The sequence below is a fragment of the Cupriavidus sp. LA-1 genome (assembly GCF_055385985.1).
This window is the reverse complement of the sequence record NZ_AP031388.1, coordinates 1,507,021-1,529,669: the sequence shown is the minus strand read 5'-3', so window position 1 is coordinate 1,529,669 and position 22,649 is coordinate 1,507,021. Positions and strand designations below refer to the sequence as shown.

Here is a 22,649-nt window from a genome sequence, read left to right as displayed (position 1 = left end):
TGGGCGGGTCACTTTCTGTCCAAGCGACAAAAGTAACCAAAGAACGCGTCGCCTCTGGCGGCTGGCCACCAATTCCTCGGTGTGGGCGGTTCAGGCGGCGGTGATTTCCAGTCGATGGGGCTAGTGGTTCGACCCTGCTACGCACCCTGTCTGTGCCCACATCAACGGACTATTGGACGAACCCGACTTTAGGCTATTGGCAACCTGCTAAACACCGCGTCGGTCGGACGCCTTCGGCTGCGCTGCGCGCACGTCCTAACGGGGCAGAACCAGCGGCCACGTCCTGATTTGCACAGTTGGCCCGGCATCATCGGCGACAACGCCGTGCGAGCGCAGCGACGCACTCCGTGCCCGAGCCCCTGACCTACGATACTGAGTGCGCGCAGCGCAGCCGTAGGCGTCCTACCGATGACCTGGTTAGAAGGCTGCCAACAGCCTAAAGTCGGGTTCGTCCAATAGTCCGTTGATGTGGGCACAGACAGGGTGCGTAGCAGGCCTGAACCACCAACCCCATCGACGGGAAATCACCACCGTCCGACCCACCAACACCGAGGAATGGATGGCCAGCCGCCCAGGCGACGCGTTTTTTGGTTACTTTTGTCGCTCGGACAAAAAGTGACCCGCCCAGCAGGGCGGAACCGGGCGGTCCAACCTACGACAACATCGAACCCGACCGACATACCAAGGCCAACCCGCATAAACGAAGCGCTTTTTCGCGGATCGAGCTATGCCGCTGCCCTGTCCCTCGAGAGGGTGGGCGAATTCGAATGACGCGGGTTGCCTCACTCGCCGCCGTGATCCCATTCACATAGCCAGACAGCCCGCATCGTCGAACGGGGATCGCAGGACAATCGCGTCGTCCCGCTCGGGGCCGGTAGTCACCATGGCCACCGGGATGCCGACCTCCTCTTGAATCGCCTCGATCAACGCCACGGCCTGGCGGGGAAGATCGGCAAAGGACCGGATGCCCCGGGTCGAATCCTTCCAACCTTCAAAGCGCTTGAGCACCGGAACGAGGCGTTGCTGTTCGGCGTTCGTGGATGGCATGTAGTCGATGCGCTTTCCGTCGAGTTCGTAGCCCACGCATACGTGGACCGAGTCGAATCCATCGAGCACATCCAGCTTGGTCAATGCCAGCAGGTTGATGCCGGCGACCTTGCCGCTCTGGCGAAGCTGCACGGTGTCGAGCCAGCCGCAGCGACGCGGGCGGCCGGTATTGACGCCGTACTCGCCGCCCCGCTGTCTGAGCGTGTCACCCAGCGCTCCGTCCACTTCGGACGTGAACGGACCTTCGCCAACGCGCGTCGCATAGACCTTGCTGATGCCCAGCACCGGCCCCAGGCGGGAGGGTGCGATACCCGTGCCGCTCGCCGCGCCGGCGGCAATGGTGCTCGACGACGTCACATAGGGGTAACTACCCCAATCCACGTCCAGCATTACCGCCTGCGAACCCTCGAAGACCGTGCGCTTGCCCGATGTATACGCATTGTCGAGCTGCTCCCAGACGCGTCCCACGAACGGCAGGATTCTCGGCGCCATGTCGAGCAGGTCGCTCAACATCGGGTCTCTCTGGAACGGTTCCAGACCCAGGCCGCGGAACCACGCGTTGTGGTGCTGCAGCAGCAGGTCAAGCTTGTCCGCGAGCAATTCCGGTTCAGCAAGATCGCAAACGCGCAAGCCGCGGCGCCCGACCTTGTCTTCGTATGCCGGACCGATGCCGCGAAGCGTGGTGCCGATCGGCTTGACACGCATGCGTTCCTGGGCGGCGTCGATCGCGCGGTGGAGCGGAAGCACAAGCGTGGCCGTTCCGGCGATCTGCAGCACCTCAGGCGTCACGCGGATGCCCAGCGCCGCCATGCGGTCGATCTCCGCAAGCAGCGCCTCCGGGTCCAGGGCCACGCCATTGCCGATCAGCCCAAGCTTTCCCCGCACGACGCCACTCGGAAGCAGCGCCAGTTTGTAGGTCCGGCCGTTCACGACGAGCGTGTGACCGGCGTTGTGACCGCCGTTGTAGCGGGCCACGATGTCCGCCTTCTCGGCAAGCCAGTCCACAATCCGGCCCTTGCCCTCATCGCCCCATTGTGCGCCCACCACCACCACATTCGACATACGATCGTACTCCCTGGTGACTTAATCAGACAGATCCGGAACGGGTCCGAGATCTACCGACGCAATATATTGGCTATTTTCCCCGACGAAAATCGATATAAACTCAGTATCCATGTCAGGAAAAATCACATAGAAGGTAGCCCCATGCCACGTCGCCTGCCACCGTTGAACGCGCTGCGCGTGTTCGAAGCCGCCGCCCGGCTTGAGGGCTTTTCCGCGGCAGCCGACGAGCTTTGTGTCACGCACGGCGCAGTCAGCCGGCAAGTGGGGCAACTGGAAGCCTGGCTTGGTCATGACCTGTTCGAACGCCGGGGCCGGCGGGTCGTACTGACTGCGCCGGGACGCGCTTACCTGTCGGAGATATCGGCGGCGCTTGATCGCATCGCACTGGCCACCAATGAGCAACTCCATGCCGCGCGGCAACAGATCATCCGGGTCAATGCGCCGACCACGTTCGCCTTGCGCTGGCTCTTGCCGCAACTGTCGAACTTCCAGCTGGCCAACCCGGCGGTGGAGATTCGGCTGACCACGTCGGACGAGCCCGTCGAAAGACTGCGCGACGAATTCGATGTGGCGATTCGTGGCAGCGAGCAGAAGCCGGCGGGATACGTCGTCGGCGAGTTTCTGTCCGAAGTACGTCTGCCGGTTTGCTCACCCAAGGTGCTGGAATCCCACCCGATTCGCCATGTCTCGGACCTGGCGCAACACACGTTGCTGCACACGGCGACCTATCCCGGCCTCTGGGCGGAATGGCTGGCGGCGTGCGGCAACCCTCGGCTTGCCACACGCAATTCCCTGCAACTCGATCACTTTTACCTGACCCTGCAAGCCGCGATTGACGGCCTGGGTATCGCAATGGGCCCGACCGCGCTGGTTGCGCTGGATGTCGAGGAAGGCCGTCTTGTGTTTCCGTTCGAAGGGCCGGCCTTGCCTGCGTGGCGTTACTGCAGTTACGTCCACAATGCACGCCTGGAGGATGCCGCAATCAATACGTTCCTGACGTGGCTGCGCGAACTGGGTCGCCGGTTCTCGCGGAGCGTTTAGTGCCTACCCACGCGACGCCGCCGCGGCGCCCGACAAGATCGGGGGCATGACGATTCCCGGGTCTGCACTTCCCTTGGCAAGCGCTCGAATGCATGGCGGACGGCACCGTTAATCAACCCCAAACACCACCCTGACCCGCAACCCCGGCCCCGCATCCTCCAGTACCACCCGCGCCCCATGCGACTGCGCGATCTCGGCCACGATGGCCAGCCCCAGCCCGCTGCCACCCGTGGGCGCATCGGCCACCCGATAGAAGCGATCAAACACGCGCGCGCGCTCTTCAGCGGGAATCCCCGGCCCGTTGTCGCTGACCACCAGTTCAACGATGCGGCCATCGGCGCTGCGGTCCACCTGCACATCGATGCGGCCGCCAGACGGGATATAAGCCAGCGCGTTGTCCAGCAGGTTGGTCAGCAGGATGCGCAGCGCATCCGCGTCGCCACGCACCACCGCCGGCGATGCGTCCTCGCTGCCGTCCAGCCCGAGGTCGATATTGCGATCCAGAGCGGCCTGCGCCATGTCCGCGACCACGCTTGCTGCCAGTTGGTGCAGTTCCACCGGTTCGTGCGGGGGAATGGCCGCGCCCGGCTCCTGCCGCGCCAGCGTCAGCAGCTGGGCGACGAGGTGGGTCAGCCGCTCCAGCCCCTGGCGCAGCTTGCCGATGGCCTCGTCACGCGCCGCGCCGTTCTCGGCCCGCTCCACCAGCTGGGCCTGCAGCTGCAGCGCAGCCAGCGGCGTGCGCAGGGCGTGCGCGGCATCGGCGACGAAGGCGCGCTGGGTGTCGATGGCGTGCGAGAGGCGCGCCAGCAGCTGGTTCAGCGCGGCACTGAGCGGTGCGATCTCGTCCGGCATCTGGCGCACGGCCAGCGGCGCCAGCGTGTTGGCGTCGCGCGCACGCACCTCGGTGGCGATCTCGCGCAGCGGGCGCAGGCCGCGCCCCACTGCCATCCACACCAGCCAGCCCAGCAGCGGCAGCAACAGCAGCAGCGGCGCCACGGTGCGCAGCGCCATGCGCGCGGCCAGCGTGCGGCGCGCGCTCATCGGCTGCGCGATCTGCACGACGGTGGGTCCCAGCTGCATGCTGTACAGGCGCCATTCGCCCTGCTGGGTGGTCACGTTGGAAAAGCCCAGCTCGGCGCGCGCCGGCAGCGCCGGGTGCGAATGCGACAGGTACAGGCTGCGGCCGGAGCCGTCCCAGATGTGGATGACCACGTCCTCGTCAGCATGCGCGAGGTCGCCGGGCGCGCCCAGGAAGGGCGCCGCCACCGGGTCGGCAAACTGGCTGGGCAGCGCCGCGGCCATCTGCTTCATCTGGTAGTCGAACAGCGCATTGGCCTCCTGCCGCGCCTGTCCGTAGATCAGCGCGGTGGCGATGGCAATGCCGGCAAGCAGGCCCGCGGCCAGCCACCACAGCAGGGTTCGCTGGATGGAGCGCATCAGGGGGTGTCTCCTTCGCCTGCGGACGCCGCATCCCCGTCCAGGCGCGGCACCACATAGCCCACGCCGCGGATATTGCGGATCAGCGCCGCGCCGAACTTCTTGCGCAGCGCGTGGATATAGACCTCGACGGTATTGCTGCCGACTTCGTCGTCCCAGCCATACAGCCGCTCTTGCAACTGCGCCACCGACCACACCTTGCCAGGGCGCGCCATCAGCGCGGACAGCAGCGCGAACTCGCGTGCCGACAGACGCACCGGCTCGCCGCGATGGGTGGCTTCACGCGTGGCGGGATTGAGCGCGATGTCGCCGTAGGTGACCAGTGGTTCGGCGCGCCCGGCCGCGCGGCGTGCCAGCGCGTGCATGCGCGCGGCCAGTTCCTGCAGGTCGAACGGCTTGACCAGGTAGTCATCGGCGCCGGCGTTCAGCCCCGCGACACGGTCCGCGACGGCGTCGCGCGCGGTCAGGATCAGCACCGGGGTTGGCACGCCGCGCGCGCGCAGGGTGCGCAGCACGTCGAGGCCCGGGCGCCGCGGCAGTCCCAGGTCAAGCAGGACCAGGTCGTAGCACGGCTGTCCGTCCTGCGCGGTGCTGGCCGCGGCCAGGCCGGCGTCGCCGTCGCGCACCCAGTCGACGGTAAAGCCTTCCTGGCGCAGCGCCAGCTTGACGCTGTCGCCGATCATGGCATCGTCCTCCACCAGCAGCACGCGCATGGCTATACGTTCCGAATCGAGCCGCCGAGGCGCTCGGCCAGCGCTTGCGCCAGCCCCGGCAACGCCGGATGGCTGGCGGTGATGACATGGACCGGCACGGCCTCGAGCCAGCCGCGCATGCGGCCCTTGGCGACGAAGCGTTCGGCGAACACCGAGGCCTGAAGCGCAGGCACGAAGCGCGGCAGGATGCCGCCGCCCAGGTAGACCCCGCCGCGCGCGCCGACCACCAGCGCGATATCGGCCGCAACCGAGCCAAGCAAGCCGAAGAACACGGCCATGGCCCGCTGGCACAGCGAGTCGTTGCGTTCGAAGGCACCCGTGGTGACCTGCTCCGGCGACAGCGGCGCGAGCAAAAGCGTACCCGTTTCTGCGGCCAGCGCGGCATGGATATGCGACAGGCCGCTGCCGCTCAGGAGCCGCTCTGCCGACACCCGGCCGACGTTGCGATGCACCCCGCGCCAGGCGACCCATTCGTCGTCAGTGTCCGGCATCAGTTCGATATGGCCGCCTTCTCCGGCCAGCGCCACGACCTGCCCGCCCGGTGCCGGTACCAGGCCGGAGACGCCCAGCCCGGTTCCGGGCCCGAGCAGCGCCAGCGGCGCGGTAGGCACGGCGGTGCCGGCGCGCACCTGCACCAGCCCGTCGGCAGGCAGGTGCGGCAGCGCCAGCGCCAGCGCGGTGAAGTCGTTGATGGCCACCAGGGTCTGCAGGCCGAGCGCACGCCGCATGCCGTCGATCGAGAACAGCCAGTTGTGGTTGGTGAGGCGGACCTGGTCGCCGGTCACGGGGTTGGCCAGGCCGATCGCCGCGTGGCGCGGCGCGGGCTGTCCCGACGCGGCGAGGCCGTCGAGAAACTGGCGCAGCGCGGCTTCCAGCGACGGGAAATCGGCCACCTTCAGCGCGGTCACCGGACCGATCCGCATGGGCGCGGTTTCCAGGGCAAAGCGCACGTTGGTGCCGCCGACATCGCCGAGCAGGCGGGGGAAGTCAGCAGGGGAGGATGCAGTGGTGGCCATGGCGTCGGATATCGCTCCTCTTGGGGTTCAGCGCGGTCAGGTCCTGAACACGTCAAACCCGTGCCGGTGCCGCGACAGCACCAGGCTGACCGGCAGGGACGGCGTCGGGCCCTGCAGCGCGCGTTCGAGCACCTCGGCCTTGGCCGCGCCGGACACCGACAGGAACACGCGCTCGGCGGCCAGCAGCGCCGCCAGGTTCAGCGTGATGCGGGCATGCGGCGCGGCCGACGGATGCGTGATCACGTAGCCAGGCTGCGGCTCGCTCAGCGCGCTCTGCAGTTCGGGCGCGTCCGGGAACAGCGAGGCGGTATGGCCGTCCTCGCCCATGCCCAGCACGACCACATCGGGCTGGCGAAAAGCGCGGTTGGCGCGCGCCACCGCCTGCACGGGGGCGGCAGCGTCCTGCGCATCGGCAACCAGCGGCACGAAGGCGGCGCTGGCGGCGGCCTCGCGCAGCAGGTGCGCGCGCACCAGGGCGGCGTTGCTGTCCGCGTGGTCGGGCGGCACCACGCGCTCGTCGACCAGCGTGACGGTCACCGCTTCCCAGCGCACGTGCCGGTGGCGCAGTCGCTCGAACATTGCCACGGGCGAGCGTCCGCCCGAGACTGCCAGTACCGCCCAGCCCTTGACGCGGATGACAAGCTCCAGCGCATTGGCGATCGAGATGGCCAGTGCCTCGGCCTGGTCCATCGGGGTGGGATGTTCAAACAGGCGCATGATGGTTTCCTTGGCGATTTTGCGTGCGCATGGCTCAGGCTTCCTCGTGCCACAGCCCGCCGTCGCGCGACATCAGCGCCGACGACGCGGCCGGCCCCCAGGTGCCTGCGGTATAGGGCTTGGGCGGCACGGTGCTGGCATCCCAGGTGTCGATGATGGGTTCGACCCAGCGCCAGGCCTGCACCTGCTCGTCGCGGCGCACGAACAGGCCCAGCCGGCCGCGGATCACGTCCAGCAGGAGCCGTTCGTAGGCGCCGGCGCGGCGCACCTTGAACGAGTTGGCGAAGTCCAGGTCGAGCGAGGTCGGCGTCAGTTCCAGCGTGTCGCCGGGCTGCTTGACCAGGCAGTACAGCCGGATGCTTTCTTCGGGCTGCAGCTGGATCACCAGCCGGTTCTGCGGCGACAGCGTCAGCGGCCGCGGGAAGATCGCGTGCGGCACGTCGCGGAAATGGATCACGATCTCGGCCACGCGCGACTGCATGCGCTTGCCGGTGCGCAGGTAGAAGGGCACGCCTTCCCAGCGCCAGTTGGCGATCTCGGCCTTGATCGCGACAAAGGTCTCGGTACGGCTGTCGGACGCAATGCCCGCTTCGTCCAGGTAGCCCGGCACCGGCTTGCCGCCGATGGCGCCCGACTTGTACTGGCCGCGCACTGTCTTTTCGGCCACGTCCTGCGGCGTGATCGGCCTGAGCGCCTTCAGGATCTTGATCTTCTCGTCGCGGATGGCGTCTTCGCTTAGGCTGGCCGGCGGCTCCATCGCCACCATGCACAGAAGCTGCAGCAGGTGGTTCTGCACCATGTCGCGCAGCGCGCCGGTGCGGTCGTAGAAGTCGCCGCGCGTTTCCACGCCCAGTTCTTCGGCGATGGTGATCTGCACGTCCTGCACCCACTCGCGCCGCCACAGCGGCTCGAACAGCGCGTTGCCGAAGCGGATCGCCATCAGGTTCTGCACCGACTCCTTGCCCAGGTAATGGTCGATGCGGTAGATCTGCTCTTCGGCGAAGAACTTCGCCACCGCCGAGTTGATGGCCTCGTTCGATTCGAGGTCATGCCCCAGCGGCTTTTCCAGCACGATGCGGACGTTGGGCGCCTGGCGCGTATTCAGGCCGGTGCGTGCCAGCTGCTCGCAGATCGACACGAACAGGTGCGGCGCGGTGGCGAGATAGCACACCACCACTTCCGGCTTGCGTGCCAGCACCTGCCCGGCCAGTGCATCGAAATGCGCGGGCACGCGTGCGTCGGCCTGCACGTAGACGATGCGTGCGCAGAAGCGGTCCCATGACTCCGGCGGCGCATGGGCCAGCGCGGGACGCACGGTCTGCTCCAGCGAGGCGAGGTAGTCCGCGGTCGAGAGCGGCTGGCTGCCGGTGGCCAGGATGCGCGCGGCCGGATGCAGCAGGCCCGCGTGGTGCGCATCGAACAGGGAAGGCAGCAGCTTGCGCCGCGCCAGGTCGCCGGTGCCGCCGAACAGCACCATGTCGAAATCAGGCATGCTCACCCTGAACTCCTTTAGCGATGGAAGACCCGCCATGGAAGGCGCGCGTTGTGGCCAGTTTACGTGACTCGCCAGCGCTTGGCGAGGCGCAGGCCGCGGCACATGCCATGGCAAAGGCATGACCGAAGCGCGAAGCGTACCCGTTTCTGCGTGCCTCGCGCAGGGGTCGTGCGGTACGCGGCAAAGTGCGCTAGGCTGAAAGCTCCCCCGCAGGAGAACCCCATGCCACGTCATCCAGTGCTCGAGCGGGTCACCGCCCGCATCGTCTCCCGCAGCGCCGCCTCGCGCCAGGCATACCTTGAGCGCACCCGCGCCATGGCCGGGCAGAAGGTCGAACGCGCGCAGCTTTCCTGTACCAACCTGGCCCACGCGGTGGCCGCCATGCCGGACGCCGCCAAGATCCGGCTCAAGGCCGACGAGCGGCCCAACCTGGCGATCGTCTCGGCCTACAACGACATGCTGTCGGCGCACCAGCCGCTGGCGGCCTTCCCCCAGTGGCTCAAGGAAGCGGCGCTCGAGGCCGGCGGCACCGCGCAGTTTGCCGGCGGCACGCCCGCGATGTGCGACGGCGTCACGCAGGGTCAGGACGGCATGGACCTGTCGCTGTTCTCGCGCGACGTGATCGCGCTGGCCGCGGCCGTGGCGCTGTCGCACCAGATGTTCGATGCCGCGCTGTACCTGGGCGTGTGCGACAAGATCGTGCCCGGCCTGGTGATGGGCGCGCTGTCCTTCGGCCACCTGCCGGCGGTGTTCGTGCCGGGCGGGCCGATGACCACCGGCATCAGCAACGACGAGAAGGCGCAGACGCGCCAGCTCTACGCGCAAGGCAAGATCGGCCGCAAGGAACTGCTCGAGGCCGAGACCCGCTCCTATCACGGCCCCGGCACCTGCACCTTCTACGGCACCGCCAATTCCAACCAGATGCTGATGGAAATGATGGGCCTGCACCTGCCGGGAACGGCCTTCGTCAACCCCAACACGCCGCTGCGCGAAGCGCTGACACGCGAGGCCGCGCGCCAGGCGCTGAAGCTGGTGCACGGCGGCGAGCGCTATACGCCGGTGGCCGAGGTGTTGGACGAGCGCGCCTTCGTCAACGGCATCGTCGGGCTGCTGGCCACCGGCGGCTCCACCAACCACACCCTGCACCTGATCGCGATGGCGCGCGTGGCCGGCATCGTACTGAGCTGGGATGACTTCGACGAACTCTCGGCCGTGGTGCCGCTGCTGGCGCGCGTGTACCCGAACGGCAAGGCCGACGTGAACCAGTTCCAGGCCGCAGGCGGCCTGCCGGTGGTGATCCGCGGGCTGCTGGCGCTCGGCCTCGTGCACGACGACGTGACCACCATCGTCGGCCGCGGGCTGCAGGACTACACGCGCGAACCCGTGCTGCGCGACGGCAAGCTGACGTGGATCGACGGCCCGGCCGCGCCGCTCGACGACAGCATCGTGCGCGGTGCCGACGCGCCCTTCGCCCCGGACGGCGGCATCAAGCTGCTGGACGGCAAACTGGGCCGCGCGGTGATCAAGACCTCGGCGGTCAAGCCCGAGCACCAGGTGGTGGAGGCACCGGCGATCGTGTTCGCGCATCAGGACGATGTGCTGCACGCGTTCAAGCGCGGCGAGCTGGAACGCGACTTCGTCGCGGTGCTGCCGTGGCAGGGCCCGGCCTCTTGCGGCATGCCCGAGCTGCACAAGCTCACGCCCACGCTGACGGTGCTTCAGGACCGCGGCTTCCATGTAGCGCTGGTGACCGACGGGCGCATGTCGGGCGCGTCGGGCAAGGTGCCGGCGGCCATCCATGTCTGCCCCGAGGCGCTGCACGGGGGTGCGATCGGACGCGTGCGCAGCGGCGACATGATGCGCGTCGATGCGCCCGCGGGCGTGCTCGAGGTGCTGGTGCCGGATGACGAATGGCAGGCGCGCGCGCCGGCCCGCCCGGACTTGAGCGCCAATCGGCACGGCGTGGGCCGCGACCTGTTCGCCACCTTCCGCCGCCATGTCAGTACCGCGGAAAGCGGCGCCTGCACGCTGTTCTCGGACGAGAGCGACGGTGACGACGCGGCCGCCGGGGCCGACGAGGCCACCAGGGGCCACTCGGTGCCCGTGCAGGGCTAGCCCAGGTGCTGCACCGGCTGGCGCGGGGCCGCGCCGGCCGGGCGCGGCGCACCCGTCGATGGCGTGCTGTCGGCCACCTTCACCGCAGCCGGTACGGCGGCGGCGCCCTGCACATGCAGTTCCTGGATTGGCACCGCCAGCTTGCTGCCTGCCTGTTCCAGCACGCGCTTGATGCGCTCGTAGAACGCGAAGCGCACGTTCCAGTAGTCGCCGTTCAAGGTCCAGTAGCGCACGTTGAGCGTGATGCCCTGCAGCGTGTAATTGACCACCATGGTCTCGGGCCCGGGCTCGGCCAGCAGGCGCGGCTCGCGCGCAAGCATTGCGCGCAGCGCTTCCAGGCTGCGCTGCACATCGCTGTCGAAAGTCACAGTGAACTCGATGTCCGCCCGCCGCGTGGCGTTCTCGCTGTAGTTGGTGATGGCGCTGCCCCACAGCTTGCCGTTGGGCACGCGCAGGCAGACCCCGTCGAAGGTGGTCAGCTCGGTCATGAAGAGCCCGGTTTCGCGCACCGTGCCGGCCACGCCCTGCGCATCGATGTACTGGCCCACGCGGAACGGCCGCAGCAGCACCAGCATGATGCCGGCGGCAATATTCTGCAGCGTGCCCTGCAACGCCAGCCCGATGGCCAGGCCCGCTGCGCCCAGCATGGCGATGATGCTGGCGGTCTGCACACCGAACTGCGACAGCACCAGCACGATGGTCAGCACGCGCACCATCCACTGCAGCGCATTGGCCAGCAGCGGACGCATGGTGGCGTCGACATGGGTGTCGCTGAGCGCGCGCCGCGCCGCGGTGACAACGCGGGCCGACAGCCACCAGCCGGCAATCAGGATCAGCAGCGCCGCCAGGCAGTTCATGCCCTGGTTGATGGCGAACTGGACCAGGTAGGTCCAGCCCGCCTCGACTTTGTTGGCATCGATAAATTTGAGGTCCATGGGAGCGGCTCCGTTTGCGGTTGTTGTCGGGGGGTTTGACGGTGCTGGCAATGCGTACCCGTTTCTGCGTGCTGCAGCGAGTGTGCGGCGGCGTCTGCCGGCCACCGCGCACGAACATCAAGTTGACGAATTAATGAATGTTGGATGCGTGATGTCAGACGATCACTGACAAAGAGAAAAAACGCCACAGTGAAGGGGACAAGCGCAGCGGGATTTGGTTTCCCGGGATTTCAGGACGGGTCCCGCGGTATCGGCGCCAGGTCTTGCGCCGTAACGGCTGGCGCCGGATCAGCCGATGCTGGCAACGTGGGACGCGCCCGCGCGCCAGACGCCTGGCGTCACGCCGAACGTGGCGCGAAAGCGATGGCTCAGGTGGCTGGCCGAGGCAAACCCGGCGCGGGCGGCCACCTCATGCAGTGGTCGGCGTGGGTCGGCCAAGAGCCGCTGGGCCCGTTCCAGCCGCGCGCGCAGGATCCAGGCATGGGGCGGCATGCCGAACGAGACCCGGAACATGCGCGCGAAATGGAACTCGGACAGCCCGGCCAGGGCGGCCAGTTCGCCCAGTGTGGGGTTGTCGCCGGGGTGGCTCTCGATCCAGTCGCGCACGGTGCGCCGGGCCTGCGCCGACAGGCCGCCGCGCCAGTCCGCCGGCGCGGCGCGCCCCGCGTGGGTCAGCACCAGGTGGCTGAGCGCCTCGTGCGCCAGCGCATTGCCGGCCATGCGCGCGTCGGACTGGCCCCAGTCCAGCGCGGCAAGCCGCTGGCTCAGGCCGAACAGGTAGGGATCGTCGGCAAAGGTCAGGTCGCGCAAGGCCACCGCGCGCGGCTCGCGGTCAAGCAGGCGCACGCAATGCCAGGCCAGGTATTCCGGGCGGAAGTACAGGTGCAGGAAGCGCTGGGGGCCGCCCACTTGCCAGCGCGACTCATGGTCGGCGGGCAGCAGGCACAGCCGGCCTGGGGCGCCCTTGTTGCCGGGCTGGTCGCGCCGGTAGGTGGCGTACCCGCCTTCCAGGTAGACGGACATGGTGTGGTGGCCAGGCTGCGCATAGCCGGTGCTGTCGTTCCGGTTGGCCCACAGCGCCACACCCAGGCCATCGCCCAGCGCGGCGGCGCGTTCCAGCGACGCGCGCGAGCCGCTGAGCGCGGCGAATACGGCGTGGCGCTGGAGCGGATCGGTCGGCATGGACATGGGCACGGGATACGGTACGGGCGTTGAAAAGAGGGCGCGGCCGGGGTCGGCATGCGCCACTTTCAGCGACGAAAGTTGGCGCGCGAGCCTCGACTATACCGCCCACAGGCCCCGATCCGCACACGCAGAAACGGGTACGCTTTGCATGTTCGCGGTCCGTTTGCGCTCCGCTCAGGCGGAGTGGTCGTGCAGCTTGTCGCGCGACGCCAGTGCCGGGAACAGGCGCATCCACACCGCCACCACCAGCAGCGTGCCGACGCCGCCCAGGATCACCGCCCCCACCGGGCCGAAGAGCGCCGCGGTGACGCCGGACTCGAACTCGCCCAGCTGGTTGGACGCGCCGATGAAGACCGAGTTGACGGCGCCGACGCGCCCGCGCATGTCGTCCGGCGTATCGAGCTGGACCAGCGTGGAGCGCACCACCACGCTGATCATGTCCGAGGCCCCAAGCACCACCAGCGCCGCCATCGACAGCGGCAGCCAGGTCGACACGCCGAACACGACCGTGGCGACCCCGAACACCGCCACCGCGGCGAACATGATGCGCCCGGCGCGCCGGTTCAGCGGATGGCGCGCCAGCCACAGCGCCATGGCGAGCGCGCCGATGGCCGGCGACGAGCGCAGCAGCCCCAGGCCCCAGGGCCCGGTATGCAGGATGTCGCGCGCGTAGATCGGCAACAGCGCCGCGGCGCCGCCCAGCAGCACCGCGACCATGTCCAGCGAGATCGCCCCCAGCAACACCGGGCGGCCTCGGATATAGGCAAAGCCGGCAAAGACAGTGCGCACGCTGACCGGCGCGGTCAGCCGCTGCGCGGCCTGGCGCAGCGTGATGCCGCTCACCAGCACGGCCGCGATGGTGAACAGCGTCGCGCTCAGCGTGTACACCACGCCCGGGCCTGCCACATAGGCAAAGCCGCCGATGGCCGGGCCGATGATGATGGCGGTCTGGCCGGCCGAGCTTGCCAGCGCCACGGCGCGCGGCAGCAGGCGCGGCGTCACCACGCTGGGCAGCAGCGCCTGCAGCGTGGGATTCTCAAACGCGCGCGTGGCCCCGATCAGCGCGACGAAAACAAAGATGAAGTGGCTGTCGATCCAGCCGTTCAGGCTGGCTGCCGCCATCCCCGCGGCCAGCAGTGCCTCGATCGACTGGCAGGTGCGCACGATCCGGCGCCGGTCGAAGCGGTCGGCCACATGGCCCGACATCAGGATCAGCCCCACCGACGGCAGGAACTGCACCAGCCCGACCATGCCCAGCATCAGCGGGTCGCGCGTCAGGTCGTACATCTGCCAGCCCACTGCCACGGTAAAGATCTGGTAGCCAATGGTGGTACACAGGCGCGCGAACCAGTAGCGGCGGAAAACGGCGTCGCGGAATACGCTGTCCGGCTCGGCGGCCGGGACGGTGGCAGGAGAAGACATGGGTGCGGGAGCAAGGCGGGGATTGTTGCGCACCGCCCCGGGCCACGGTGCCACTGTGGACGCGCGACCAGGGTTTGCCGTGCACAAAGGGGAGATTCTAAAGCGCATGCTTAATACCTGCATACAGATGGGCACAAGCGCACACCAAAAAAGCGGTGAGATATCCGAGTCGCCGTGCCCTTTCGGATTCGGGCGCCCAGTAGCGGGGTGCCAGCACCCGGCAAGCAAAACGGCTCGCAATGGCGAGCCGTTTTGCTTTGCATGCGCAGCGCGATCAAACGATCTCGCGCGTCTCCAGGAATTGCAGCTCCGGGAACCGCTCCTGCGTCAGGCGCAGGTTCACCATGCTCGGCGCCAGGTAAACATGGTCGCCGGCCCCATCCAGCGCCACGTTATGTCCCGCCTTGGCGATCAGCTTCTCGATCTCCGCGGGGGTGCCCTTGAGCCAGCGCGCGGTCGCGCATTCATGCGATTCGAAGATGGCGTCGACACCGTACTCGTGCTCGAGGCGGTGCGCGACCACATCGAACTGCAGGATGCCCACGGCACCCAGCACCAGGTCGTTGGAGGCAAGCGGGCGGAACATCTGCGTGGCGCCCTCCTCCGCCAGCTGCTGCAAGCCCTTTTGCAGCTGCTTGACCTTGAGCGGGTTGTTCAGGCGCGCGCGGCGGAAGAATTCCGGCGCGAACGACGGGATGCCGGTGAACTTGAGCGGCTCGCCCTCGGTGAAGACATCGCCCAGGCGGATGGTGCCGTGGTTGGGCACGCCGATGATGTCGCCGGCATAGGCCTCTTCGGTGGTGTTGCGGTCCTGCGCCATGAAGGTGATGGCGTTGTTGATCGCCACGGTCTTGCCCGCCGACACGTGCAGCAGCTTCATGCCGCGCTCGAAGCGGCCCGAGCACACGCGCACGAAAGCGATGCGGTCGCGGTGGCGCGGGTCCATATTGGCCTGGATCTTGAAGACGAAGCCGGTGAACCTGGGCTCCTGCGGCTCGACCACGCGCGAATCCGTATTGCGCGCCAGCGGCGGCGGCGACAGTTCGCACAGCGCGTCCAGCAGCGACTGCACGCCGAAGTTATTGATGGCCGAGCCAAAGTAGACCGGGGTCTGCTTGCCGTTGAGGAAAGCTTCCTTGTCGAAGGTATGCGAGGCACCGCGCACCAGTTCGATCTCGATGCGCAGCTCTTCGGCCTGGCTGCCCAGGATGCGGTCCAGCTCCGGATTGTCCAGCCCGTCCAGGATCGCGGCCGTGCCCTTGTCGCCATGCGGGTCGAACAGCTGCACCTTGTCGTCGATCAGGTGGTAGACGCCGCGGAAAGCCTTGCCCATGCCGATCGGCCAGGTCATCGGCGCGCACTGGATCTGCAGCACGTCCTCGATCTCGTCGAGCAGCTCGATCGGCGAGCGGCCCTCGCGGTCGAGCTTGTTGATGAAGGTCAGGATGGGCGTGTCGCGCAGGCGGCAGACGTTGAGCAGCTTGATGGTCTGCGCTTCCACGCCGTTGACGGAGTCGATCACCATCACCGCGGAGTCCACCGCGGTCAGCGTGCGGTAGGTGTCTTCGGAGAAGTCCTCGTGACCCGGCGTGTCGAGCAGGTTGACGATGTTCTCCTGCGCCTTGCCATCCCGGGTGTCACGGCGGTAGGGGAACTGCATCACCGACGAGGTCACCGAGATGCCGCGCTGCTTTTCCAGCTCCATCCAGTCCGAGGTGGCGTGGCGGTCGGCCTTGCGCGCGCGCACTTCGCCCGCGACCTGGATGGCGCCGCCGAACCACAGCAGCTTTTCGGTCAGGGTGGTCTTGCCCGCATCGGGGTGGGAGATGATGGCAAAGGTGCGTCGACGCGCAATTTCAGAAACGAGCGAGCTCACGGCAGCGGAGTTTGACTGGGAAATATTGGATGGCCCGGCGGGTGGCCGGGACCAGGACCGGCAGCGCCGCAGGCGGCGACGGGGCCGGGCACTGCGGGCACGCGAAGGGAATGGGGCGTTATTTTACCGGTTTGGGCGCCGCTACGGGATTTGTGCTGTCGCGGGGCCGCTATTCGGCCAGCTTGTCCGCCGGCTTGCCGCGCAGGCTGCCGAACTGCAGCGCGTACTGGCGCGTCAGTTCGGCGCCGAAAAAGAAAATCTGTGCCGAGTAATACACCCACAGCATCAGTGCCACCACCGAGCCCGCGGCGCCGTACGACGAGGCCACGGCGCTGTTGCCCAGGTACAGGCCGATCAGCCGCTTGCCGACCGAGAACAGCAGCGCGGTGATGACCGCACCCATGGTCACGTCGCGCCAGGCGATGCGTGCATTGGGCAGCATCTTGAAAATCACGGCGAACAGCGCGGTCACCACGGCAAAGGAAAACACGGTGGAAATCACATCGGCCACCGGCGCAAACCACGACTGCGTCCACAACTGGCCCCAGAGCCGCTCGATCACCGCCAGCGCGGCATTGACGATCAGCGACACCAGCAGCATGAAGGCCAGCACCAGCACCAGGCTGAACGACAGCAGGCGCGTGCGCAGCAGTTGCCGCCAGCCGGCGGTTGCGGGCACCGGCACATGCCAGATGTCATCCAGGCTGCTCTTGAGTTCGGCAAAGGCACTGGTCGCGCCCAGGAACAGGATGCCCGTCGCGATCAGTGCCGCCATGCCGCTGCCGCCGGCGCGGTGCGTGGCGGCGAGTATTTCCTGGATGGCCGCGGCGCCCTGGTCGCCCACCAGGTCTTTAAGCTGCGTGAAGATCTCGCCGCGCGCCGCCTCGGCGCCGAAGAACAATCCGGCGATCGAGATCACCAGCACCAGGACCGGTGCCAGCGAGAACAGCATGTAGAAGGACAGCGCTGCGCCCTTGCTGGCGGCGCGGTGCGCGAACCACGCGTTGATGGCGCCGCCGACCACGCGCAACGTGCGCGCGCCGGTGTGGCGGTCGGGCAGCCAGTGCGGGCGAAGCTTGCGCGGCTGCGGCACGCCGCCGGCGGCAGGAGAGGACGGGGGTTCGGTCTTGTCGGTCACGGCCTTGTGCTGGCGCGATCCGGAATGCGGAGCGCGTATGCGTGGCACCTGCCTGCGTGGCGCGGTGTGCGCGGCGGGCTCTGCGTTCATCATACTGCGCATTGCGCGGGTTGCCCAATCGGAAGCACCGGGCGACGGCCTGATGGACGCACCGGGCGGCGCCCCGGAGACGACCTGCTACAGTAAGACCAGGCATACCTGCCGGCGCATCCCATGCCCGCGCGCCGGCGCAAGGAGGTACCCGTGACCTGCAATCTCCGCACACGCCCCGCGGCCGTGCTGATGATCGTCGCAGTGCTGGGCTGCGCCGGCTGCGAACGAAGCCAGCCGGGCCCCAAGCCCATCTCCGGCACCGCGTCCAGCGCCCTGCCGGGTGCGCCGGCCGCACCCGCCACGCCCATTGCCCCTGACGCCCCACGCGCCCCCGCGTCGGGCCAGCCACGCTGACACCGCGCTCGCCGGCGCCCCCAGGGCGTACCCGTTTCTGCGTGGCGGCGCCAGCGTGATCTGTGCCTCAGTGCCGATTTGCGTGCCAAGCCCCGGGTCAAGACTGATGTAACGCCTGTTTCAAGCGTGCAACGGGTTGCAAGACCATGGCGACAGGCGCCATGCGGCGGGGCAATCGTCCGCCCAGTGCGCGCAAATGGCGCCCGGCGCCGTGCCGGCGTGGCCGCCAGGCGCGCCAACCGCGTTGCAACGGCGAAACCGATTGGGCCGCCACCGCGCCCCGGGGCGCGCCCGGCTGCGCGGTGCGGGCTGTAAAGCCGCATGGCACAAGCCTTTGCGGCCCTTGGCACACTTGTCGCTCTGCCTCCGGCAAGGGCAGGCCTGCCTGCGCCCGCCCCTGTTCAGATGCAACCTTGCACGCAGGAGAAAACCCAGCCATGCGTCATCCCCCCTCCCGCATGACGGCTCGCCGGCGCGCTTACCGCCTGGCCGGTCCGCCGCCGTCAGAGGTGGACTTGCTGTCGCCGCCGCTGCTGCTGCCCTATCCGCGCGCGCGCACGCCGCAGGTCGCGCGTGTCGCGCAAGGCGCCCCGTGCGCGACGACCCGGGGACCCGCGCAGGCCAGGCCCGCGTTTCGCCGTCATGAGGGCAAGCGGCGCGCGTAGCAGCCGGCACGGCAGTGCCGCCGACAAAGAACAAGCGGGCACGCGGGCCAGCGTATCCGCGAGAATTTGGTGCTCCGTCCCCCGGCGGTCACCTTTTTTTCCACAGGGAGGCGTGGACATATCAGCATGAACCTCGCCTTGGAGTCCGCGCAAGCGCCCACTGGCGGGTTCGCGGGCGGGACGGGGGCCGCGCGGCCCCCGGGGGTTGTGCGCTGACGTGCCGGCCGGCACGGGGAAAGGCGGAAGCGGCGAGCGGACGTCGGCGCTTCCCCTTTCCCGCAGGCGCCTCGGGGCAGGCCGGGACCGTCTGTCGGCGGCCTGCGCCGGTTGCACCTATTCGCCGACCGCCTCGTGGCTTTCCACACGAATGTTGTGCTTGTGCATGAGCCGGTACAGGGTCACGCGCGACACATTGAGTTCGCGCGCGGCCGGCACCACGTGAAAGCCGTGGCTGGCCATCACGGTGCGGATCGCCTCGCGCTCGGCCTCTTCGCGGATCGCGTCGAGGGTCTTGCGCGGCAGTTCCGCCCCGCCATGCAGCTGCAGGTCTTCCGCGGTGATCTTGCGGTTGTCGGTCATCACGATGGCACGGCGCACGCGGTTGATCAGCTCACGCACATTGCCCGGCCAGGCGTACTGCATCATTGCCTGTGTGGCGCAGGCGGAGAAACCGCGGATGCGCCGGTGCGCCTCGTGCCCATGCTCGGCCAGTACCGCGTTGGCCAGCAGCAGGATGTCCTCGCCGCGCTCGCGCAGCGCCGGGATGGTCAGCGTCAGCACGCACAGCCGGTGGAACAGGTCGGAACGGAAGCGCCCGTCGGTCTGCGCCGCCACCAGGTCCACGTGCGTGGCCGAGATGATGCGCAGGTTCAGCGGAATCGACTGGTGTCCGCCCAGGCGGGTGATCATGCCCTGCTGCAGGAAGCGCAGCAGCGCCACCTGGCTTTCCAGCGGCAGGTCGCCGATTTCGTCCAGGAACAGCGTGCCGCCCTGCGCCTGCTCGATCCAGCCGATCTTGCGCTGGTTCGCGCCGGTAAACGCGCCCTTCTCATAGCCGAACAGCTCGGACTGCACCAGGTGCGAGGGAATCGCACCGCAGTTGATGGCGATGAACGGGCCCTTGCGCCGGCTCGAGGCATCGTGGATCGCTTGCGCGGCCAGTTCCTTGCCGGTGCCGGACTCACCGGAGATAAAGACCGGCGCCTCGTTGTGTGCCACCTTGGCCAGCGAGCGGAACATCACCCGCATCGCGGCGCATTCGCCGATCATGGTGCCGCGCGACGCGTTCTCCTGCGGACGCGTGCCGTGCAGCGACGCCATGCCCTGCGCATGCCGCAGCGTGTACAGCAGATCCGGCATCGAGAACGGCATGCGCACGTAGTCGACGCAGTAATCGCAGATCAGCCGGCGCACGCGCTCATGCGCAAGCATGGCATCGGAGGTGATGGCGACCCACGTGATATGCAGGTATTGCAGCGCCTGTTCAAGCTGCGCGAACTCGGCCTCGCTGTAGTCGGACTGCAGGTCGATCACGCCGGCCGTGGGCGGACAGGCGCGCACCACGCGCTCGACGTCGCGAATCTGCTGCACGCGGCGGATTTCCCATTCGGTACCGCTACCGGACGGGTCAAAACCAAAATCTTCATGACGCGACACGACCACGATCTGTGCAGTGCGTGACGCCTTGCACAGTCGGTCCATCACGATCTCCCGGACGTTAGGCTTGTTCTTGGTTCCGGCACCCGTGGCCGCCGCCGCGGCGCGCGGCCGAGGCAGGCGGTGGGGCTGAACTGTCAGCGGGCATGCGCCCGCGGTCGACGTCGGTGTCACGAGCTGGACAGACTGCGGGATGCTTCGTCAGGCGCACCAGGATAGTCCGCGCCTGGCTGGAGCTGCTCGCGGATGCGCCGTCGCACCGCCTCCTTCTCGCGCATCAGTTCCACGCGCGGTGCCTGCGGCGACTGGCCGGAATACTGATAGTAGAGCGTCTTGTAGGTCAGCTGGCTCAGGATCCATTCCTGCAGCAGCGAGCGCTGGCGCGCCAGTTCTCCCTCGAGCAGGCGATGGCGGCGCAGCAGGTTTGCCACGGCGGCGCGGGCGCTGTCGCTCAGTTCGCTGTTTTCGGCAAGCAGGGCATCCACATCGGCGGTGGCACCTTCACGCACAGCCCGCTTGGCGGGCACTTCGCCCGCGGCTCCCCCCACGGCTGCCCAGGCATGATGGATGGATCGGATGGATCGGTTACTGGACTCCCTGACAGGCCCGTTGGCGGGTCGCCGGATTTCTCCTGCGGTCATGATTATCCCCGTTGAACAACATCCCCCGGCACTACACGTCTGCGGTTACCACTTGTCAGTCTTGGACTTTTCTCATATCTGCGTGGCGCGCGTGTTTTCCGCACGCTCCCGGATGGTGGCCAACGCCGCCTTGCTGGCGGTCTGATTCCGAAAGGGTCCCCGGATCCGACGGGCGGTGCCGGAGCGTTTCAGTCTGCTCCGGCATCCGGCCGCATGCACCGGAGTCAAGAAGGGGCGCTTGCCGCGCCCCTCTTTGCCACGTCTATAGTTCAGTGCATTTGCGGCGGTTTGTCCAGCCCCGTGTGGGTGACTTACAGCCAATCTCATCCTTTGGTATGAGCCCCCGCGCACACTTGCGGATGCGCTGGCAAAGGCACGCCATCGCGCTTTGCGGTAAGCCCCGATGGCCCAACCATACTACGCAGAAACGGGTACGCTTTGACACCCCACGAGTGGCGGGTCCGGGTCAGGTGCCATGAACCAGGCCATCCGTACCAGCACGCAGAAACAGGTACGCCGGGCGATCCGTAGCCTCCGTCACCGGTACGCAGAAACGGGTACGGACGGCGGTGGCGTCATCACTGCGCCATGAAAAAAGGGCAGCCAGCGCCGCCCTTCTGCATCATCCGGTACTGCCCGCCGGCCAGCGCTCAGTGCCCCGGCAGATAGTAGAACTTGAAGATGAACACCGCGGCGATGATCCACACCATCACCGGCACGCCGCGCGCGCGCCCGGTCAGCAGCTTGAGCCCGGCGTAGCTGATAAAGCCGAACGCGACACCGTTGGCGACCGAATACGTGAACGGCATGCCCAGCGCGGTCATCACCGCGGGCACGACCTCGGTGACGTCGTTCCAGTCGATCTCCAGCAGCTCGCGCAACATCAGGCATGACACATACAGCAGCGCGGGCGCTGTGGCATAGGCCGGCACCGTGCCCGCCAGCGGCGCGATGAACAGCGCCGCAAGAAACAGCACGGCCACCGTTACCGCGGTCAGGCCGGTGCGCCCGCCTGCCTGCACGCCGGACGCACTTTCGATATACGCGGTCGTGGACGACGTGCCCAGGAACGAGCCCGCCATGATCGCGGTGCTGTCGGCCATCAGCGCCTTGTTCAGCCGGTCCATCTTGCCGGCCTTGAGCAGGCCCGCGCGGTTGGCCACGCCCATCAGCGTGCCGGTGGCGTCGAACAGCTCCACCAGGAAGAACACCAGCACCACATTGATGATGCCGATCGACAGCGCCGCGGAAATATCGAGCTTGAACAGTGTCGGGCTGAGCGACGGCGGTGTGGAAAAGACGCCGTGAAACGTGTTGCCGGCAAACGCGAAGCTCAGCAGCGTGGTGAGCAGGATGCCAATCAGGATCGCGCCCTTCACGCGCAGGTGGTCCAGCGCCACGATCACGAAGAAGCCGATGATCGCCAGCACCGCCGACGGCTGGTGCAGGTCGCCGATGGTCACCAGCGTGGCCGGGCTCGCGGCGACGATGCCGGCGTTCTTCAGCGCAACGATCGCCAGGAACAGCCCGATGCCCGCGGTGATCGCCACGCGGATCGAATGCGGAATGCCATTGACGATCATCTCGCGCACGCGGAACAGCGTCACCAGCAGGAACAGGCAGCCCGAGATAAAGACCGCGCCGAGCGCTGCCTCCCACGGGAAGCCCATGCCCTTGACCACCGTATAGGCGAAATAGGCATTCAGGCCCATGCCCGGCGCCATGGCGATCGGATAATTGGCGTAGAAGCCCATGATCAGGGTGCCGATCGCCGCGGCCACGCAGGTGGCGACGAACACCGCGTCCTTGGGCATGCCCGCATCGCCGAGGATCGAGGGATTGACGAAGATGATGTACGCCATCGTCAGGAACGTGGTGATGCCGGCGAGGATCTCGGTACGGACATCGGTCTGGTGCTCGCGCAGCCTGAATACGCGCTCGATCAGCGAAGGCGCGGCCTGGGGCTGGCCCTGCGGCGCATTGGCGGTTGACGTGCCCGGCTTGGAAGCGGGTTCCGGCATCGACATGACTGGTCTCC

At 67.8% G+C, this 22,649-nt stretch carries 18 protein-coding genes; 4 read left to right on the top strand and 14 right to left on the bottom strand.

Going from position 1 to position 22,649, the window contains the following annotated elements; genetic code table 11:
- Positions 1-804 precede the first annotated feature (804 nt).
- Positions 805-2,109 (bottom strand): adenylosuccinate synthase, encoded by a 1,305-nt coding sequence (locus ACZ5MJ_RS26140; protein WP_464223815.1) that lies wholly within the window; start codon positions 2,107-2,109, stop codon positions 805-807.
- Positions 2,110-2,253: 144 nt separating this feature from the next.
- Here ACZ5MJ_RS26140 and gcvA point away from each other — a divergent pair, with 144 nt between their 5' ends.
- Positions 2,254-3,153 (top strand): transcriptional regulator GcvA, encoded by a 900-nt coding sequence (gene gcvA / locus ACZ5MJ_RS26135; protein WP_464223814.1) that lies wholly within the window; start codon positions 2,254-2,256, stop codon positions 3,151-3,153.
- 108 nt (positions 3,154-3,261) lie between these two features.
- Here the strand turns inward: gcvA and ACZ5MJ_RS26130 are convergent, their stop codons facing one another.
- Genes ACZ5MJ_RS26130 through zwf form a run of 5 tightly spaced genes read right to left on the bottom strand, consistent with a single transcriptional unit; the run spans position 3,262 to position 8,528 of the window.
- The gene (locus ACZ5MJ_RS26130) at positions 3,262-4,590 is read right to left on the bottom strand and encodes a sensor histidine kinase (protein ID WP_464223813.1); all 1,329 of its coding nucleotides are present in this window, start codon (positions 4,588-4,590) and stop codon (positions 3,262-3,264) included.
- The gene (locus ACZ5MJ_RS26125; protein ID WP_464223812.1) at positions 4,590-5,303 is read right to left on the bottom strand and encodes a response regulator transcription factor; all 714 of its coding nucleotides are present in this window, start codon (positions 5,301-5,303) and stop codon (positions 4,590-4,592) included. The genes ACZ5MJ_RS26130 and ACZ5MJ_RS26125 overlap by 1 nt, the downstream gene beginning before the upstream one ends.
- A 2-nt stretch (positions 5,304-5,305) precedes the next feature.
- A complete protein-coding gene (glk, locus tag ACZ5MJ_RS26120; protein WP_464223811.1) occupies positions 5,306-6,319 on the bottom strand; it encodes a glucokinase in 1,014 nt (337 codons plus the stop codon).
- Between the two features lie 36 nt (positions 6,320-6,355).
- A complete protein-coding gene (gene pgl / locus ACZ5MJ_RS26115) occupies positions 6,356-7,036 on the bottom strand; it encodes a 6-phosphogluconolactonase (RefSeq protein WP_464223809.1) in 681 nt (226 codons plus the stop codon).
- A gap of 34 nt (positions 7,037-7,070) precedes the next feature.
- Positions 7,071-8,528 (bottom strand): glucose-6-phosphate dehydrogenase, encoded by a 1,458-nt coding sequence (gene zwf / locus ACZ5MJ_RS26110; RefSeq protein ID WP_464226615.1) that lies wholly within the window; start codon positions 8,526-8,528, stop codon positions 7,071-7,073.
- Between the two features lie 225 nt (positions 8,529-8,753).
- Between zwf and edd the strand changes: the two genes are divergently transcribed.
- The gene (edd, locus tag ACZ5MJ_RS26105; protein ID WP_464223808.1) at positions 8,754-10,646 is read left to right on the top strand and encodes a phosphogluconate dehydratase; all 1,893 of its coding nucleotides are present in this window, start codon (positions 8,754-8,756) and stop codon (positions 10,644-10,646) included.
- On the opposite strand, the gene ACZ5MJ_RS26100 is transcribed toward edd, so the two are convergent.
- The 5 genes from ACZ5MJ_RS26100 to ACZ5MJ_RS26080 all read right to left on the bottom strand — a co-directional run bounded on the left by ACZ5MJ_RS26100 (position 10,643) and on the right by ACZ5MJ_RS26080 (position 17,304).
- A complete protein-coding gene (locus ACZ5MJ_RS26100) occupies positions 10,643-11,581 on the bottom strand; it encodes a mechanosensitive ion channel family protein (RefSeq protein ID WP_464223807.1) in 939 nt (312 codons plus the stop codon). The genes edd and ACZ5MJ_RS26100 overlap by 4 nt on opposite strands.
- A 288-nt stretch (positions 11,582-11,869) precedes the next feature.
- Positions 11,870-12,769, bottom strand: coding sequence for a helix-turn-helix domain-containing protein (locus tag ACZ5MJ_RS26095; RefSeq protein ID WP_464223806.1), 900 nt, complete (start codon positions 12,767-12,769; stop codon positions 11,870-11,872).
- Positions 12,770-12,940: 171 nt separating this feature from the next.
- A complete protein-coding gene (locus ACZ5MJ_RS26090) occupies positions 12,941-14,188 on the bottom strand; it encodes an MFS transporter (RefSeq protein ID WP_464223805.1) in 1,248 nt (415 codons plus the stop codon).
- A gap of 274 nt (positions 14,189-14,462) precedes the next feature.
- The gene (locus ACZ5MJ_RS26085; protein ID WP_432261499.1) at positions 14,463-16,064 is read right to left on the bottom strand and encodes a peptide chain release factor 3; all 1,602 of its coding nucleotides are present in this window, start codon (positions 16,062-16,064) and stop codon (positions 14,463-14,465) included.
- 169 nt (positions 16,065-16,233) lie between these two features.
- Complete coding sequence (locus ACZ5MJ_RS26080; protein ID WP_464223804.1) at positions 16,234-17,304, bottom strand: YihY/virulence factor BrkB family protein; 1,071 nt, start codon at positions 17,302-17,304, stop codon at positions 16,234-16,236.
- A 141-nt stretch (positions 17,305-17,445) separates the two neighbouring features.
- Here ACZ5MJ_RS26080 and ACZ5MJ_RS26075 point away from each other — a divergent pair, with 141 nt between their 5' ends.
- Entirely contained in the window at positions 17,446-17,649 is a 204-nt protein-coding gene (locus ACZ5MJ_RS26075; RefSeq protein WP_464223803.1) for a hypothetical protein, read from the top strand.
- Positions 17,650-18,086: 437 nt separating this feature from the next.
- On the top strand, positions 18,087-18,314 hold the full coding sequence (locus ACZ5MJ_RS26070) for a hypothetical protein (RefSeq protein WP_464223801.1): 228 nt from the start codon (positions 18,087-18,089) through the stop codon (positions 18,312-18,314).
- A 333-nt stretch (positions 18,315-18,647) separates the two neighbouring features.
- On the opposite strand, the gene ACZ5MJ_RS26065 is transcribed toward ACZ5MJ_RS26070, so the two are convergent.
- From ACZ5MJ_RS26065 to ACZ5MJ_RS26055, 3 genes are all read right to left on the bottom strand, one after another.
- On the bottom strand, positions 18,648-20,015 hold the full coding sequence (locus tag ACZ5MJ_RS26065) for a sigma-54 dependent transcriptional regulator (RefSeq protein WP_464223800.1): 1,368 nt from the start codon (positions 20,013-20,015) through the stop codon (positions 18,648-18,650).
- 125 nt (positions 20,016-20,140) lie between these two features.
- The gene (locus ACZ5MJ_RS26060) at positions 20,141-20,611 is read right to left on the bottom strand and encodes a hypothetical protein (RefSeq protein ID WP_464223799.1); all 471 of its coding nucleotides are present in this window, start codon (positions 20,609-20,611) and stop codon (positions 20,141-20,143) included.
- A gap of 650 nt (positions 20,612-21,261) precedes the next feature.
- Positions 21,262-22,638, bottom strand: coding sequence for an NCS2 family permease (locus ACZ5MJ_RS26055; RefSeq protein ID WP_464223798.1), 1,377 nt, complete (start codon positions 22,636-22,638; stop codon positions 21,262-21,264).
- Positions 22,639-22,649: the final 11 nt, after the last annotated feature.